This is a genomic window from Tunturiibacter empetritectus, from assembly GCF_014201375.1.
Lineage (GTDB): Bacteria > Acidobacteriota > Terriglobia > Terriglobales > Acidobacteriaceae > Edaphobacter > Edaphobacter lichenicola_D.
In genome coordinates, this window is the sequence record NZ_JACHDZ010000001.1 from 924169 (window position 1) to 939152 (window position 14984).

Consider the following 14984-nt stretch of genomic DNA (forward strand, 5'->3'; position numbering starts at 1 on the left):
GTTGAACTCAAGGGCAACCAAGGTCCTATAACCCCGTTTTGCGGGAATGCTCGACTGCTAGGATACGTCGCATGAGTTACGACCTGATGGTTTTCGAGCCAGAAGCTGCGCCGAAGAATCACGACGGCTTCATGGAGTGGTACTTCGCACTGACAAAATGGAATGATGGACCTTATGACGATCCTGCACGGACTTCCGCTCGCTTGCGGGCTTGGGTAAAAGAGATGCAGCGCACGTTCCCGGACATAAACAGTCCACAAGCAGAAATCCATTTGCAGGATGACGAGGGTGTGCTTGGGGATTACACCATCGGTCGGCAGTTTGTATATGCCGGATTCGCGTGGTCGAAGGCCGTCGCCGCCGCTGGCGAAGCGGAAAGATTAGCGAAACTGCATGGGGTGGGTTTCTTTGAAGTCAGTTCGGATGGCGAAGAGGTTTGGCTTCCGGTAAATGAAACGCTAGAACTGGCTCACCAGAAGAGGCGTTCATTTCTTGAACGGTTGCGACGAAGATTCCGTCGTAGATGAACTTGTTTCCGGTTGGTGCTCTGAAAGTCCGGTTATCGGCAATTTCGGTCATTCACTCCAAACTGACCCACCACAGTTCCCCGCGCACCCCTGCGGAGATGCGAGTTGAAGTGCTAGAGTGGCGGGATGAAGATTGTGAAGAGTGGTGACCGAGGTTGCAGGAAGGGTCCGGAGGAGTGGTTCACCGGCGATGTGTGGGTGGATGGGATTGTGGAGGCGGCTGCGCCTTCGCGGTTGCAGGCTGCTCGGGTGACGTTTTCTCCGGGGGCGCGGACGGCTTGGCATAGGCATCCGGTGGTGCAGGTGCTGGAGGTGATCTCTGGGTTGGGCTGGGTGCAGTTGGAGGGGCCGGCGGCGCAGGCAATTCATCCTGGGGATGTAGTGGTGATCGGGGCAGGGGAGAATCATTGGCATGGCGCGCAGGCTGGACGCACGATGGTGCACCTGGCGATGCAGCAGGCGGATGATTCGGGGAGTACGGTCGCCTGGGGTGCGAAGGTTACGGATGAGGAGTATGGTGCGGCGGGGTGATCGTGACTTGCGGGCTGCGGTTGGTGGGTTTGAACGGTGTTGTGTAGTTCAGGATGATGCTGAGGGCTTCTGAGGCGATGCCGGCACTTGAAAGAAACGTACCTCAGCGGCTAAAGCCGCGTGCATTGCTCTCTATTTACGGCACGGCTGGAAGCCGTGCCCTTAACAAAACTGGATTTAGAAGGCTGTCAGTAACGGCACATGCAAGAACGCAGATCCCCTGCGGGGATGACAACAAAAAGCACGGATGGACTTTCTGTCCCATAGCAAACTGCGGCAGCGACGCTAGTTTTTTCGTTCGACTAGATATTGGGCCAGAGATTTGAGTGGGTCGGCGGCGGGGCCGAAGGGGGCCAGCGCGGCGAAGGCGTCGGCGATGAGCTCTTCGGCGTCGTGGAGGGATTGGTCGATGCCGAAGACGGCGGGCCAGGTGGCTTTGATGCTGGCGGTGTCTTTGCCTGCGGTCTTGCCGAGCTCCTCGGAGCTTTGGGTCATGTCGAGGACATCGTCGACGATCTGGAAGGCGAGGCCGGCCTTTTCGCCGAAGGTGCGGAGGCGTGCAGTGGTGTCGGCATAGGGGGCGTAGGCGGTGCGGCCTGGCTTCGGTCCGATGAAGTTTTCGTCACGGGCGTAGCTGCTAGTTGAGCGATGACGGAGGCTCAGGCCATAAAGACCGCCGGAGACAATGCTGGCGGTGATGAGAGCGCCAGTCTTGGAGCGGTGGATCGCTTCGACGAGTGCTGCTGTGGGTGGAGTGCCTTCGGCTTCGATGTCCATGACTTGACCGCCGATCATGCCGGGAGGGAGTTTGGTATCGAGGTCGCCGACGTGGCCAACGCCGGTGCCGATGGCGAGGGTGATCTCGCGAAGGATGGCGATGGTGGCTGGGGATGGGATCGGAAGGGTGGCGATGGTTTGGAAGGCGAGGGTCTGGAGGGCGTCGCCGGCGAGGATGGCGGTGGCTTCGCCGAAGACGACATGGCAGGTGGGCTGGCCGCGGCGCAGGTCGTCGTTGTCGAGGGCGGGCAGGTCGTCGTGGATGAGGGAGTAGGTGTGGATCATCTCGAGCGCGGCGCCGAGGTCGGCGATTCCGTCGGGGTAAGCCTCGGTGCATGCGGCGAGGCGAGCTGCTTCCATGCAGAGGATGGGACGGAGACGCTTGCCGCCGGCGAAGGTGCTATGCCGCATGGCGCGGTGGATGGAGTGAGGAAGTGTGTCGGTTGCGGGCAGGATGCGTTCGAGGGCGGCATCGGTGAGTTGGGCGCCGGAGAGGAGCAGGTCTTTTACCGTGGGTTGCATCGGGTTCGATGATAAATCAGGGACAGGGTGTAGGGTGCAGGGCTTAGGGTGTAGGCCACTACAACCAACACTACCATCGTACGAACAGCCTACACCTTACACCCTGAGCCCTACACCCTGCGGTGGAGGGTGATGAGGAGAGTGGCGAGGGCCAGGAGGGAGATGGTGTTGCCGAGGATTTGGTCTGGGGTGCGGGCGTAGGTGATTGCGATGAGGGAGGGACCGGCGGGGATGGGGATGGCGATGAGGCCGTCGTCGCGCTGGTCGCGCGTGGTGATGAGGGAACCGTTGTCGGTGATGCGCCAGGCGGGGTAGTCGCGGAGGTTGAGGATGAGGTCTTCGGGGATGGGTGGGTTGAGCGTGAGGGGGGTGGGCGCGGGTGCGGGTTGGGTTTGGGTGGGGGCTTTGGCGTTGGAGTCTTCCGAGAGCCAGTAGGGTGGGTCGCTTTGGGCGAGGGAGTCGTTGTCGGCGGTGGTGGGGGTGTACTCGTCGGTGGGTTCGGTGCCGCGGTTGGAGTGGAAGAGAGCTTCGCGGGCGGTGGGGGTATCCTCTTCGTCGCATGGTTGGTGGAAGAGGGTGTAGGCCGGGTAGGTGAGAGCTGCGGCGAGGGCGATGGTGAGTGCGGTGCTGGCTGTGGATTTGAGGTTCAGGCGAGTGATTGCCAGGGCGATGGCGAGGCTCATGATGGTGGCAAGGATCGCCAGGAGACGCCAGGGGAATTGGAGGAAGGCTAGCTCGGGGGCGTGGTTCCAGAAGATGGTGGTGAGTGGGGTTAGGAGGAGGGCGATGGCTGTGGTGAGGATGGCTAGCGAGAAGAGGAGACTGATGGTGGTCGAAGAGCTTCGATCCCACCCTTCGCAAGAACGCGAAGGATGGGGCACCGGGGCTTTTCTGGTCAGGTAGAGAGCTGTCAGGGCTATGACCGTTGCCACGAGGAGGATGAGGGCGAGGATCGATGCGGTGTGGAGGACTTGATCGTGGGGGGCGTCGCCGGTGTGGTGGAAGAGGAAGTTGTCCTGGATGCGCATGTTGGGGATGATGGCCATGGCGATCTGGACGTAGCGGCGCTCGTAGGCGGCGGGGAGGAGGTAGAAGGCGGCGAGGGCGAGGCCGAGGGTGGTGCCGGCGATGGTGTTGATGGTTAGGCTGAGTGGTGTTTGGGATGGGATTGGGGTGGGGTCGGCGTGGGCGGGAGCGGTCGGGCTTGCGCCCGATGCCCACACATCAAGGTCGATGTATGGGGCACCCGGATTTGTGGTGGTCCGTGATCTCCACGATGTCTGAGATGGATCGGATGGGTGGATTGGGGCTGGAGATGAGGTAGCCCGATTTGTGGCTAGTCGGATGATGGTGAGGAGGGCGAGGGCATAGCAGCTCATGACGGCGGCGGGGGCGTTGGTGAGCCAGAGGAGCGCTACGGGGATGGCGATGCGGGGGATGGTGACGCGCTGGCTCAGGATGGCGTGGAGGAGGAGCGGGATGAAGGCGGCGGCGAGGAGTTCGGCGTAGGCGGTGCGCTCGAAGGCAGTGAAGAGCATGTAGGGGTTCACCGTGTAGAGGATCGCGGCGAGGAGAGCGGCGGTGGGTGGGGTGAATTCTTGGGCGAGGCGGTGGAGCGCGAGGCCGCTGGCGGTGAGGGCTAGCCAGGTGTAGAGGATCGGCGTTGCGGTTATTGGGAAGAGGAGGGTGAGGATCGCGCCGAGTGTCCAGGAGAGTGGCGGGTAGAAGACGAAGCGGGGTTCGCCGGCGTTGTAGGCCGCGGTATAGGCCCAGTGCGGGTGGAGGTTGCCGTGGGTGAACTGGCGAGCGGCCTCCATCCAGTTGAGGAGATGGAAGTCGAAGTCGTGGCCGCAGGAGCAGCCGTGGAGGAGGAGAGGGAGGATGGCGATGCAGGCGGCTAGTGGGATCAGGAGGTAGGGGAGCCGGTCGCGCTGCATGTGTTGAGGGTATCGCAGTGGGGTTGCGATTGCTCTCAACTGCGCTTGTCCTGCCGGAGGGGCCCACTTCGCGTGGGGCGGTCACTTCGTGACTTGTGTACCGGTCTTGGTTGGGCGGGTGTCTGGGTCCTCCCGTTGGTCGGAGGGGACGGGTGGGTTAGTGGGCACCGGCTGGCGGTTTGCCTGGTTTTACTTTTTTCAGGAACCAGACGATGCCTACACAGAAGAAGCAGAGCAAAGAGAGCCAGCGGAAGACATCTACGAAGGCCCAGTTGGTGGCTTGGCGGCCGAGTTGCTGGTAGAGCGCGGCCTGGGCGGGATCGGCTGCGTTCGCCTTTCCGAAGGGGTTGGTCAGGAACTGGGTCATGCCGCCGAGTGCATTCTGAAACTGCTGGCCGGTGCGAGGGACCGAGTTGATGATCTCGTTCTGGTGGACGTCGGTGCGGCGGGTTAGCAGGGTAGAGGCGATGGAGATGCCGATGGAGCCGCCGACGTTGCGCATGAGGTTGAAGAGGCCGCTGGCGTTGCCGATCTGTTTCGCTTCGAGTGTGCCGTAGGCTGCGGTGCTGATGGGGACGAAGACGAAGCTGAGGCCGAAGCCGGTGATGAGGATTGGGAGAAGGAGGGTGGTGGGGGAGATGTCGAGCGTTACGTTTCCGAAGTAGAGGGTGGTGAGGCCGAAGGTGAAGAAGCCGAAGGTGAGGAGGTAGCGGGGGTCTACTTTGTTGGAGAGGTAGCCGATGATGGGCATGCCGCAGACGGCTCCGATGCCTCGGGGGGCGACGACCAGGCCGGCGGTGAAGGCGGTGTAGCCGAGGAGCTCCTGGTAGAAGAGCGGCAGGACGGTGACGGTGGAGTAGATGCCGACGCCGAACATGAAGATGAGAATGCAGCCTAGGAGGAAGTTTCGGTCTTTGAGGACTTTGAGATCGACGATGGTGTCTTTGTCGCGCCAGCAGTGCCAGCAGAAGTAGATGAAGGAGGTGACGAGGAAGAAGACGGCCCAGCGGATCCAGAGGGCGCCGAACCAGTCGTCCTCCTGTCCCTTGTCGAGGACGACCTGGAGGCAGCCGGTCCAGACGACCAAGGCGGCGAAGCCGTAGCGGTCGAAGGCGGCGACCTTGGCCTTGCTGATGTAGGGCGGGTCGTGGACGAAGCGGGTGATCATGAGGATGGCGAGGATGCCGATGGGGATGTTGATGTAGAAGGCGTAGCGCCAGGAGTAGGTGTCGGTGAGCCAGCCGCCGAGGGTTGGGCCGAGGACGGGGGCGACGACGACTCCGAAGGCGAAGACGGCCATGGCGGCTCCGCGTTTGGAGGGCGGGAAGGATTCGAGGAGAATGGCCTGGGAGAGTGGCTGGAGTGCGCCGCCGCCGGCGCCTTGAACGATGCGGGCGAGGAGCATGATGCCGAGGGTGGGGGCGGCTCCGCAAGCGAAGCTGGCGATGGTGAAGATGACGATGCAGGAGAGGAGAAAGCGTTTGCGGCCGAATTTGAGCGAGAACCAGTTGCTGGCCGGGAGGACGATGGCATTTGCGACGAGGTAGCTGGTGAGGACCCAGGTGGCTTCGTCGTTGGATGCGGAGAGGGAGCCGGCGATGTAGGGCAGGGCGACCGACGCGATGGCGGTGTCGAGCACCTCCATGAAGGTGGCGAGCATGACGGAGGCGGCGATCAGCCAGGGATTGACGCCTTTGGTGACTTCCGCGGATTGATCGGGTGGTGCGGTCGCAGCCGAGGCCATGGTCTTCCGATGGGTTCCCTTTGGTGGAGTGAGTGTCTCCTGCGGAGTGATTGTCTCCTAGATAGAGACAGGAAAGGAACTAATGGATGCATTTGAGCTGGAGCGGTGCGGTTAGCGACGCAAAAAGGCGGCAGGCCCGTTGGATGGAGCCTGCCGCGCTTGGTTGGTTGTGGTTTCCGGCGATCGGACTGCCGGGTCGGAGTCGAGGGGTCTTAGGAGGGGTTGCGGCCGCTCGGGCCCATCGACTGGGAGACTGTATGGAAGGATCCGCCCTGGAGCCTGCGGGTGGAAGGAGCATGGCGAAGGGGGGGGACCTGCACGGAGTCGAGACTCTTGGGAATGTGGGTGGACCAGGTGTAGGTGGTCGAAGAGATATTGGTAGGGGTGGCGTCTTCGGTGGCGTTGCAACCGGAGAGGAGACCGGCGAGGAGGCCAGCCAGGCCCAGGGAGGCGACTTTCAGGAGGCGACGTGCGGTGCGGCGGGCAGTAGAGGAAGGCATGAGCAACGCTCCAAAGTGATACAGAATTGAGGGAAGCGTAAGCCGGGGCATCAAGGGCGACAATGACACCTTCGGGGTAGCGGTGGGATTGAGGAAAACGAGCGATTTGGCGACCTGCGTGTTTGATTTATAGGTGGCGATTGTGGGGATAAGAGGGCTTCAAGGCGTTTTTTTTGTCTGGCTGGGGGCCTTTGGTAATGGAAGGGGGAGGGATAAACCTTTCTAAACGAAGGGTTAATGGTTCTGCGACCTGACGGTGGCCGGGTGCATCAGAATAGTTGACAACAAGTGACTCAAGGTGAGATTCTAGAGAAGTCAAATATTTGATGGGCATGAGCCCGGAATGGGGATGTGGGATGGCAAAGATTATTGGAATTGACCTGGGAACGACGAACTCGTGCGTTGCGGTGATGGAAGGCGGCGAGCCGAAGGTAATCCCTAATGAAGAGGGTGGCCGGACGACGCCATCGGTGGTTGCGTTTACCAAGAGCGGGGAGCGGCTGGTGGGCCAGGTGGCCAAGCGGCAGGCGATTACGAACCCGGAGAACACGATCTATTCGATCAAGCGTTTTATGGGCCGCCGGTTGAACGAGGTTGGCGATGAGATGAAGATGGTGCCGTACAAGGTGGTGGCCAAGGGCGACAACATCGTCATTGTGGCGCAGGGCAAGGAGTACACGCCGCCTGAGATCTCGGCGATGATTCTGCAGAAGTTGAAGAAAGCTTCGGAGGATTATCTGGGGACTTCGGTGACGGAGGCTGTGATTACGGTTCCGGCTTACTTCAACGATGCACAGCGTCAGGCGACGAAAGATGCGGGCAAGATCGCCGGGCTTGATGTGAAGCGCATTGTCAACGAGCCGACTGCGGCTGCGCTGGCCTATGGGCTGGATAAGAAGAAGGACGAGACGATTGCGGTCTATGACTTCGGTGGCGGTACGTTCGATATCTCGATCCTCGAGGTTGGCGAAGGTGTGATTGAGGTGAAGTCGACCAATGGCGATACGCACCTTGGCGGCGATAATCTCGACCAGCGCATTGTGGATTGGCTGATTGCGGAGTTCAAGTCGGAGACTGGGCTTGATCTGCACTCGAAGGGCAACGAGATGGCGCTGCAGCGGCTGAAGGATGCTGCGGAGCGGGCGAAGATCGAGTTGTCGACGGCGCAGGAGACGGAGATCAATCTGCCGTTTATTACTGCGGATGCGAGTGGGCCGAAGCACCTGGTGCGGAAGTTGACTCGTGCGAAGCTGGAGTCGCTGGTTGATGATCTGCTGCAGCGGTCGATTGGACCCTGCAAGCAGGCGATGAAGGACGCCGGTGTGGATGCGAGCAAGATCGACGAGGTGGTTCTGGTCGGCGGTCAGACTCGTATGCCGAAGATTCAGCAGCTGGTGAAGGACCTGTTCGGCAAGGAGCCGCATAAGGGTGTGAACCCGGATGAGGTGGTTGCGATCGGCGCGGCGGTTCAGGCTGGCGTGCTTGCCGGTGAGGTGAAGGATCTGTTGCTGCTTGATGTGACTCCGCTGACGTTGTCGATTGAGACGATGGGCGGCGTGGCGACGGCGATGATCAACCGGAATACGACGATTCCGACGAAGAAGACGGAGACGTTCTCGACGGCGGCGGACTCGCAGACTGAGGTTGAGGTGCATGTGCTGCAGGGGGAACGGCCGATGGCGTCGCAGAACCGGACGCTGGGCAAGTTCAAGCTGGCTGGAATTCCTCCGGCTCCGCGTGGCGTGCCGCAGATCGAGGTGACGTTCGACATCGATGCAAACGGCATCCTAAATGTAACGGCGAAGGACAATGCGACGGGCAAGGATCAGAAGATTACGATTACGAGCTCGTCGGGCCTGAGCAAGGAAGAGGTTGAGCGGATGGCGAAGGATGCCGAGGCTCACGCTGCGGAGGACAAAGAGCAGCGCGATGCGGTTGAGGCTCGGAATGGGCTGGATTCGCTGGTCTACAACATTGAAAAGATGTTGAAGGATGCCGGCGATAAGGTTCAGGGATCGGACAAGACCGAGGTTGAGACGGCGCTGGCGGAGGCGAAGACGACTCTGGCGGGTACGCCGAGTGCGACAGAGCTGAATGCTGCGAAGGATCGTCTAACGACGGTGAGCCATAAGCTGGCTGAGGCGATGTACAAGGCCTCTGCGGCTTCAGCACCGACCGAGGGTGCGACAGGCGCGACCGAAGCTCATGAGGAGCCGAAGAAGGATGAAGGCGTGATTGATGCTGAGTACGTCGACGTCGATGAAAAGAAGTAAGTGTAAATCCATAGAAGTTGTATGGACGTAAGAATAAGAGGGGCGTTCCTATAAGGGTGCCCCTCTTATTTTCAAGTTTGGGGTGTGGTGATGGACGTGTAGAGTGCGACTTATCACCCGGAAAGGTGTTTGAAGTGAGCAGGAGTGATGGGCAGGACAGATACGCAGATTTGCTTTGGATGGAGAACCTGGAACTCAATCGATTGCTTGGAGGGAAGACCATGACCGAGACGATGTGGAAGTGCGACCAGGTTCGAGCAGGCCGGCTGTACAACCGGATGATGTTCGATACCAAGGAAGAAGCGATTCAGTTCATGCAACGGATGCAGCAGATGGAGCCGGATCAGATGTTTTCGATCGAAGCGATTGAGGCACGGCAGGTTTGGAATTGATGCTTGGATGAAGCGCGATGGGATGAGATAGCGCGCTTTCTGGTACTGGTAGGAGTTCGAGATTAAGCAGGAAGTGAGGACGAAGGCAGGCGCGACTTCAGGTGCGTTGGCCGTCGTCCTCGCTGTTTATGGTCGCTTGCCGGATGGTGGGTCCTACGCATCCAACGAGGCTGGAGGACACACCTAGTGGTGAATTGGGAGGCGGTTCAGGCGGTGGCAACGGCTGCGCTTGTGGTTACGAGTGCTGGGGCCATCTCTTATGCAGGATTGCAACTGCGGCATGAGCGGGATTATCGAGCGGTTGAGAATCTTGAGAAGCAGTTGAGCTTCTTTTTGTCGGAGAAGTTTGTGGCAGTGAGGCGGAGGCTTGCGGAGTCTCGGCTGGATGAGGCGGGATTGAAGCCATGGACGGTGGAGGAGCCGCCGGTGAGTGCGTTCGAGGTGCTGGATTTTTATGAGCACCTGTCGTTGCTGGTGAAGAAGGGTCATCTGGATGTTTACGATGTGTGGCACACATTCTACGAATGGGCTCAGCCGGTGTATGTGGATATGCAGCCGTTGATTGAGAGCGAAGAGAGTTCTTATACGGAGCACTACAGGGACCTGCAGCGAATGATGCGGCAGATGGATGAGATTCAAATGGACAGGATGCAGACGCAGAAGGGAGAACACTGGGCGTTGTGGACTCCGGAGCGAATTATTGAGCACTATCAGTATGAGTTGAAGACGAGCGGGCGGCCGCGGCGTATTCGGCGGCGACATCAGACGCAGGTGACTGCGACGAGGTTGAGAGACGATGCCTGAGGGAAATGAGATTCATCGATGGGCCGAGAGGCACGCGGCGGCGCTTGGGGGGAAGATCGTTCGAGTGGATGGGCCGCAGGGACGGTTTACGGATGCGGAGATGATCGACGGAAAGAAGTTGCGGCGGGTGATGGCTGTGGGGAAGCATCTGGGGTATGACTTTGGGAAGGACTTGATTCTGCATGTGCACCTTGGGTTGCAGGGGGATTTTACGGAGGGCTCGGGGCCGCTGCCTGAGGTGCGGGGCGCGCTGCGGTTGCGGATGTGGAATGAGGCTGCGGTGAAGCGGCCTGCGGTGCCGGGGGTGAGTAAGCGGCATGCGTGGTACTCGGAGGATGATGGGACGGGGCATATTGAGGCGGCGAAGGTGGCGTGGGTGGAGCTGCGTGGGCCGATGGACTGCTCGATCTACTCGCAGGCGAAGTGGGATGCGCTGCTGGAGCGGTTGGGGCCCGATCCGCTGAATGGAGATGGGCCGGAGAAGATGATTGCGAGGGTTGCGAAGAGTAAGAAGGCGATTGGGGAGTTGTTGATGGATCAGTCGGTGGCGGCGGGGATTGGGAATATCTTTCGCGCAGAGCTGTTGTTTCGGGCGAGGTTGAATCCGTTTACGCCGGGGAAGGAGGTAGAGGAGAGCACGCTGCGGTCGATATGGAAGGAGGCGGGCGTGTTGATGAAGGCGGGGATGGTTGACCGGAGGATTGTGACGACGAAGCCGAAGGATCGGCCGCATAAGCGTGGGCCGGTGTTGAAGGAAGAGGCGCATTATGTGTATCGGCGGCAGGGGCGGCCCTGCTGGATCAGCGGGACGAAGGTTTTGACGAAGGTGATGGCGGGGCGGAACCTTTTTTGGTGTCCGGTATGCCAGGCGGGCCCGGATTCACAGGCTGTGTAAGGTTTAGAGATGCGCGTGAGGCGCATTGGTTAGAGAATGGAAGAAAGATTATGGCGACGACACAGACCAAGGACTACTACGGCACGCTCGGCGTAAAGAAGACGGCGACGGCAGATGAGATTCGCAAGGCGTTTCGCAAGGCTGCGCGGAAATATCACCCGGACGTGAATCCGAATGACAAAAAAGCTGAGGAGAAGTTCAAAGAGATCTCTGAGGCGAATGATGTTTTGAGCGACGAGAAGAAGCGGAAGATCTACGACCAGTTTGGGTTCTACTCGGACAATATTGACCCGGCTGCGGCGGAGGCGGCGGCACGTGGTGGCTATGGCGGGAGTGCATCTTCGGGCGGCGGCTACGGTGGCGCGCAGCGTGGGCCGCGTGGTGGGCAGGAGGTTCCGTTCGACTTTGGCGGGTTCGATTTTTCGGACTTTCAGAGTGGACGCGCGCAGCAGCCGGAGTCGGGCGGCGGGTTTAGTGGGAGCTTCAAGGACATCTTCGGCGGGATGTTCAATGGCGGGAAGCAGGCTTCGCGCGGGCCGCAGCCGGGGACCGATCTTGAGTACCAGGTGAGTGTGGACTTCTGGACGGCGGTGCGCGGCGGCGTGGCGCGACTGGAGATTCAGCGGCAGGAGGTTTGCCCGACGTGCAAGGGCAAGTCGACGACGGGTGGGAGTGTGGAGTGCCCGGAGTGCCATGGGTCGGGGCAGGTGACGCAGATGGGCGGACGGATGAAGTTCAACATTCAATGTCCGCGATGCGGCGGGTCGGGGAAGGTGCAAAACTCGTGCCCGACGTGCGATGGCGAGGGCGTGGTGACGAAGCGGGAGCCGCTGGAGTTTCGTATCAAGGCGGGGACTCGCGATGGTCAGAGGATTCGGCTTGCGGGCAAGGGTAATGCCGGGATTAACGGCGGCCCTGCCGGGGATCTGTTTTTGATTATCAAGGCGGGAACGAATCCGGTGTTTACGCGGAGTGCGGATGACATATATGTAACCGTTCCGGTTACGATGACGGAAGCTGCGCTGGGAGCGAAGATCGACGTGCCGACGATCGATTCTCATGAGGGTGGAGCGAGGACGCAGCTGAAGATTCCGCCGGGGACGCAGACCGGGCAGAAGTTGCGGCTGCGGGAGAAAGGAGTGCCTTCGGCTTCGCGGGAGGGTGTGCGCGGGGATGAGATTGTCGAGGTGAAGATTGTGGTGCCGAAGGTGCAGGATGAGCGGAGCAAGGAGATTCTGCGGGAGTTGGCGAAGCTGAATCCGGAGGATCCTCGGGAAGATTTGTTTGCAAAGGCATAAAATCGCGTTCGCCGTGCATCCATTCACTAAGAAATGTTCGGACGTACATGGTTTGTTTGCACTGATTCTGGTGCAACGTGATGAAATCTCTTTAGCTCGGAGGTGATTCCATGTGGCATCTGGCGAAGGCGCTGATGTTTCCCGGTCTCCTGTTCTCCATGGTGATGGCCTGCGCAGGGTGGGTGCAGGCGCAGAGTGGATCGCGACCGACGGCTGAGGAGATTGTTGGCCGGATGCTGGTGAAGAACGGCGAGCGGCAGGCGGCTCTGGAGCACTACAGGACGGACCGGACCTATCATCTAGAGTACGACGGAACCGGCGGGAAGCACCACGCGGAGATGGTGGTGCGTACGGAGTATGTGGCTCCGGGGCGGAAGTACTTTACGGTGCTGTCGGAGTCGGGCTCGAAGGTGTTGTGCAAGGAGGTGCTGCACAGACTGGTGGAGAGGGAAGAACAGACGGCGGCGAAGACGGATTGGCAGCGGTCGCTGTTTTCGACCGACACCTACAATGTGGAACTGGTGGGGCAGGAGCAACTGGCTGGCGTGAACACGTGGGTACTAAAGGTGGAGCCGAAGGTCTTGAGCAAGATGGCCTACCGTGGGAAGGTGTGGGTGAGTATGGATGACCTTGCCATGGTGCGTGTGAAGGGAGAGCCGGTGAAGAGTCCTTCATGGATGATTGACAGCGCGGCGTTCGACACGTGGTACATGCGGCGGGGGGATGTGTGGTTCCGGCGAAGAATGTTTCGACGACGCATGTGCGGATTGGCGGTGAGGCGAAGGTGACGATCGACTACGGGAGCTATGATGTGCTGGCGGCGAGGCAGATCGTGGCTGAAGACGAACACGTACGGGAAGAGATGCCAGTCTCGAGTGGGGGAAAACGGATTGCGGCTAGTCTGACGCGTTAGGTTCACGGAGTTTGAACACTCGCTTTAGCGGTCTCTGAGCGAGGCGATGGCTGGGCTGCGATGATGGTGGCGATTCCGGTGACGATCTGCGTGTGTGAAAAGCTCTTTCTAGTTGCAGGTGAGATGCTGATCCGGAGCGTCGTGGAGTTTGTTTGACTTGCGTATGCCGTGAAGAGCTAGACTTCGGGTAGAGCATCTGATCTGGGCTGGGATTTCAGGGGTTGGGACTATGGCTACAAAGCGGAAGACCAAGGGCGCGTACATGATCTCGTCGGTGGCGGAGATGTACGAGATTCATCCGCAGACGCTGCGGCTGTATGAGCGGGAGGGATTGCTGCGGCCGTCGCGGAGTGAGGGGAATACGCGGCTGTATACCGATGAGGATCTGGAGCGGCTGGAGTTTATTTTGAACCTGGCGCGGGACCTGGGTGTGAACATCGCCGGGATTGCGATTGTGTTGCAGATGCGCGAGCGGATGGAGGAGATGAACCGGCAGATGCAGGGGTTCGTCGACTATGTGCGGACGGAGATGCTGACGCGGATGCAGCAACAGCAGGTTCCTGGGACTGGGTTGGTTCCTATGCGGCGGCAGGTGGTGGTGCCGGGACGGAAGGATAAGAAGGGCAGCTGAGATAGCCCAGGAGTGCTAAAGCCTAGTGGTGCTGCAGGGGGCCCAGGCGAACCAGGACGCCGCCGGGGTTGATGCGATAGCGCTCGCCGCGGTAGATGATCTCTCGTCCAAAGTAGCTGGCGGCCCAGCTGTAGAAGCCGAGAAGATCACAGAGGGGGTAGAGCCAGAAGAAGGTGAGTGAGAGCTTGTCGCGCATGATAACGAAGCCGATGAGCAGGGCCTGGAGCCAGCGACTGGCGAGCGCGGCAAAGAGGAGCCAGAGGCCGAGGGTGGGTCGTCCGATGGCGAGGGCGGAGAGAAGGCCGAGGATGCCGAAGGGCATGGCGTAGGTGAGGCCGGTGCCGAGGTGTCCGGCGGGACGGGTGCCGCGGGTGTTCTTCATCCAGCTGATCTGATGGTGCAGTCCGGAGAGGACGCTTCCGTAGTTGATGCAGTGATCGACGATGGCCGTGGAGAGGATTACTTTGTAGCCCTTTTCTGCGATGCGGTTGCCGAGCCAGAAGTCGTCGGCGAGCAGATCTCCCATGTCTTTGAGGCCGCCTATCTCGTCGATCAAGGGCTTTCGGGTGAGGAGAGTGGGCCCGAGTCCGAACTTGATGTCTTCGAGCAGATTTGCGGTGAGGACGCCGCTGGAGAACTCGACGGTCTGGGTGAGCGCGGTGAGCAGGGAGGTGCTTCGTCCGGGCTTGCCGCGGAAGGTGCAGGTGACGAGTCCGACGGCGGGGTCGGCGAGAGGCTGCACGATGTCGTGCAGGTAGGTGGGGTTGACGCGGACGTCGCTGTCGGAGAAGAGGATGATCTCGTGTTTGGCCGCTTCGACCAGGAGCGCCATGGAGAAGGTCTTGGGGTTCTGCCAGAGCGGCTCGCCTGAGGCTATGAAACGCGCCGGGATGGATGGGAATCGGCGGGCTATCTCCTGAGCGCACAGGATTCCGGGGTCGGAGAGCGATCTGGCGCAGAAGATGAGTTCGAAGTTGGGATGGCTGAGGTTGAAGAAGCTTTCGAGATTTTGCTCGAGCCCCATTTCCTTGCCGTGCAGGGGCTTGAGGATGCTTACTGGAGGGGCGTAGCTGCCTTGATCGTTGCGGCGGGAGCGGAACTTCAGGCCGCCTATGAGGGCAAGAAGAAAAGATACTCCGGAGGTCAGGGTGCCGAGTATGCCGAAGATGAGGGCGACTCGAGCGATCAGGAGCAGGGTGGAAAGCATGGCTGTTGTAAGGATATCGGCTCGTGTCCCGTT

At 60.3% G+C, this 14984-nt stretch carries 15 protein-coding genes; 10 read left to right on the forward strand and 5 right to left on the reverse strand.

Features of this window, described 5'->3' with window-relative positions; translation table 11 throughout:
* Positions 1–71: 71 nt before the first annotated feature.
* On the forward strand, positions 72–527 hold the full coding sequence (locus HDF10_RS04035; protein WP_183810674.1) for a hypothetical protein: 456 nt from the start codon (positions 72–74) through the stop codon (positions 525–527).
* Between the two features lie 126 nt (positions 528–653).
* Complete coding sequence (locus tag HDF10_RS04040) at positions 654–1058, forward strand: (R)-mandelonitrile lyase (protein ID WP_183810676.1); 405 nt, start codon at positions 654–656, stop codon at positions 1056–1058.
* A gap of 285 nt (positions 1059–1343) precedes the next feature.
* On the opposite strand, the gene HDF10_RS04045 is transcribed toward HDF10_RS04040, so the two are convergent.
* The 4 genes from HDF10_RS04045 to HDF10_RS04060 form a co-directional block, all read right to left on the reverse strand.
* Entirely contained in the window at positions 1344–2357 is a 1014-nt protein-coding gene (locus HDF10_RS04045; RefSeq protein WP_183810678.1) for a polyprenyl synthetase family protein, read from the reverse strand.
* Between the two features lie 110 nt (positions 2358–2467).
* Positions 2468–4333, reverse strand: a complete 1866-nt coding sequence (locus HDF10_RS04050; protein WP_221271394.1) for a glycosyltransferase family protein — start codon at positions 4331–4333, stop codon at positions 2468–2470.
* Positions 4334–4451: 118 nt separating this feature from the next.
* The gene (locus tag HDF10_RS04055) at positions 4452–6038 is read right to left on the reverse strand and encodes a DHA2 family efflux MFS transporter permease subunit (RefSeq protein ID WP_183810682.1); all 1587 of its coding nucleotides are present in this window, start codon (positions 6036–6038) and stop codon (positions 4452–4454) included.
* Between the two features lie 212 nt (positions 6039–6250).
* Positions 6251–6538 carry a hypothetical protein gene (locus HDF10_RS04060; RefSeq protein ID WP_183810684.1) on the reverse strand — a complete coding sequence of 96 codons (288 nt, stop codon included), beginning with the start codon at positions 6536–6538 and terminating at the stop codon, positions 6251–6253.
* 356 nt (positions 6539–6894) lie between these two features.
* Between HDF10_RS04060 and dnaK the strand changes: the two genes are divergently transcribed.
* The 8 genes from dnaK (at position 6895) to HDF10_RS04095 (ending at position 13744) form a co-directional block, all read left to right on the forward strand.
* Positions 6895–8811: a molecular chaperone DnaK gene (dnaK, locus tag HDF10_RS04065; RefSeq protein ID WP_183810693.1), complete on the forward strand. Its 1917-nt coding sequence runs from the start codon at positions 6895–6897 to the stop codon at positions 8809–8811.
* A 221-nt stretch (positions 8812–9032) separates the two neighbouring features.
* Complete coding sequence (locus tag HDF10_RS04070) at positions 9033–9203, forward strand: hypothetical protein (protein WP_221271396.1); 171 nt, start codon at positions 9033–9035, stop codon at positions 9201–9203.
* A 186-nt stretch (positions 9204–9389) separates the two neighbouring features.
* The gene (locus tag HDF10_RS04075) at positions 9390–10007 is read left to right on the forward strand and encodes a hypothetical protein (protein WP_221271397.1); all 618 of its coding nucleotides are present in this window, start codon (positions 9390–9392) and stop codon (positions 10005–10007) included.
* Positions 10000–10902 carry an Fpg/Nei family DNA glycosylase gene (locus HDF10_RS04080; protein WP_183810698.1) on the forward strand — a complete coding sequence of 301 codons (903 nt, stop codon included), beginning with the start codon at positions 10000–10002 and terminating at the stop codon, positions 10900–10902. The genes HDF10_RS04075 and HDF10_RS04080 overlap by 8 nt, the downstream gene beginning before the upstream one ends.
* Positions 10903–10952: 50 nt before the next feature.
* A complete protein-coding gene (locus HDF10_RS04085) occupies positions 10953–12200 on the forward strand; it encodes a DnaJ C-terminal domain-containing protein (RefSeq protein ID WP_183810700.1) in 1248 nt (415 codons plus the stop codon).
* A 110-nt stretch (positions 12201–12310) separates the two neighbouring features.
* Positions 12311–12988, forward strand: a complete 678-nt coding sequence (locus tag HDF10_RS04090; RefSeq protein ID WP_183810702.1) for a LolA-like protein — start codon at positions 12311–12313, stop codon at positions 12986–12988.
* The gene (locus HDF10_RS20805) at positions 12985–13113 is read left to right on the forward strand and encodes a hypothetical protein (RefSeq protein ID WP_260177598.1); all 129 of its coding nucleotides are present in this window, start codon (positions 12985–12987) and stop codon (positions 13111–13113) included. The genes HDF10_RS04090 and HDF10_RS20805 overlap by 4 nt, the downstream gene beginning before the upstream one ends.
* A 229-nt stretch (positions 13114–13342) precedes the next feature.
* Positions 13343–13744, forward strand: a complete 402-nt coding sequence (locus HDF10_RS04095) for a MerR family transcriptional regulator (RefSeq protein ID WP_183810704.1) — start codon at positions 13343–13345, stop codon at positions 13742–13744.
* 22 nt (positions 13745–13766) lie between these two features.
* Here the strand turns inward: HDF10_RS04095 and HDF10_RS04100 are convergent, their stop codons facing one another.
* Complete coding sequence (locus tag HDF10_RS04100) at positions 13767–14951, reverse strand: glycosyltransferase (protein ID WP_183810706.1); 1185 nt, start codon at positions 14949–14951, stop codon at positions 13767–13769.
* Between the last annotated feature and the right edge of the window lie 33 nt (positions 14952–14984).

Bases quoted from the DNA above. Each gene is read 5' to 3' on its own strand.
- HDF10_RS04090 (WP_183810702.1), top strand. From the start codon at position 12,311: ATGTGGCATCTGGCGAAGGCGCTGATGTTTCCCGGTCTCCTGTTCTCC.
- HDF10_RS04070 (WP_221271396.1), top strand. From the start codon at position 9,033: ATGACCGAGACGATGTGGAAGTGCGACCAGGTTCGAGCAGGCCGGCTG.
- HDF10_RS04060 (WP_183810684.1), bottom strand. From the start codon at position 6,538: ATGCCTTCCTCTACTGCCCGCCGCACCGCACGTCGCCTCCTGAAAGTC.
- HDF10_RS04040 (WP_183810676.1), top strand. From the start codon at position 654: ATGAAGATTGTGAAGAGTGGTGACCGAGGTTGCAGGAAGGGTCCGGAG.
- dnaK (WP_183810693.1), top strand. From the start codon at position 6,895: ATGGCAAAGATTATTGGAATTGACCTGGGAACGACGAACTCGTGCGTT.
- HDF10_RS04035 (WP_183810674.1), top strand. From the start codon at position 72: ATGAGTTACGACCTGATGGTTTTCGAGCCAGAAGCTGCGCCGAAGAAT.
- HDF10_RS04095 (WP_183810704.1), top strand. From the start codon at position 13,343: ATGGCTACAAAGCGGAAGACCAAGGGCGCGTACATGATCTCGTCGGTG.
- HDF10_RS04045 (WP_183810678.1), bottom strand. From the start codon at position 2,357: ATGCAACCCACGGTAAAAGACCTGCTCCTCTCCGGCGCCCAACTCACC.
- HDF10_RS04100 (WP_183810706.1), bottom strand. From the start codon at position 14,951: ATGCTTTCCACCCTGCTCCTGATCGCTCGAGTCGCCCTCATCTTCGGC.
- HDF10_RS04085 (WP_183810700.1), top strand. From the start codon at position 10,953: ATGGCGACGACACAGACCAAGGACTACTACGGCACGCTCGGCGTAAAG.
- HDF10_RS04055 (WP_183810682.1), bottom strand. From the start codon at position 6,038: ATGGCCTCGGCTGCGACCGCACCACCCGATCAATCCGCGGAAGTCACC.
- HDF10_RS04080 (WP_183810698.1), top strand. From the start codon at position 10,000: ATGCCTGAGGGAAATGAGATTCATCGATGGGCCGAGAGGCACGCGGCG.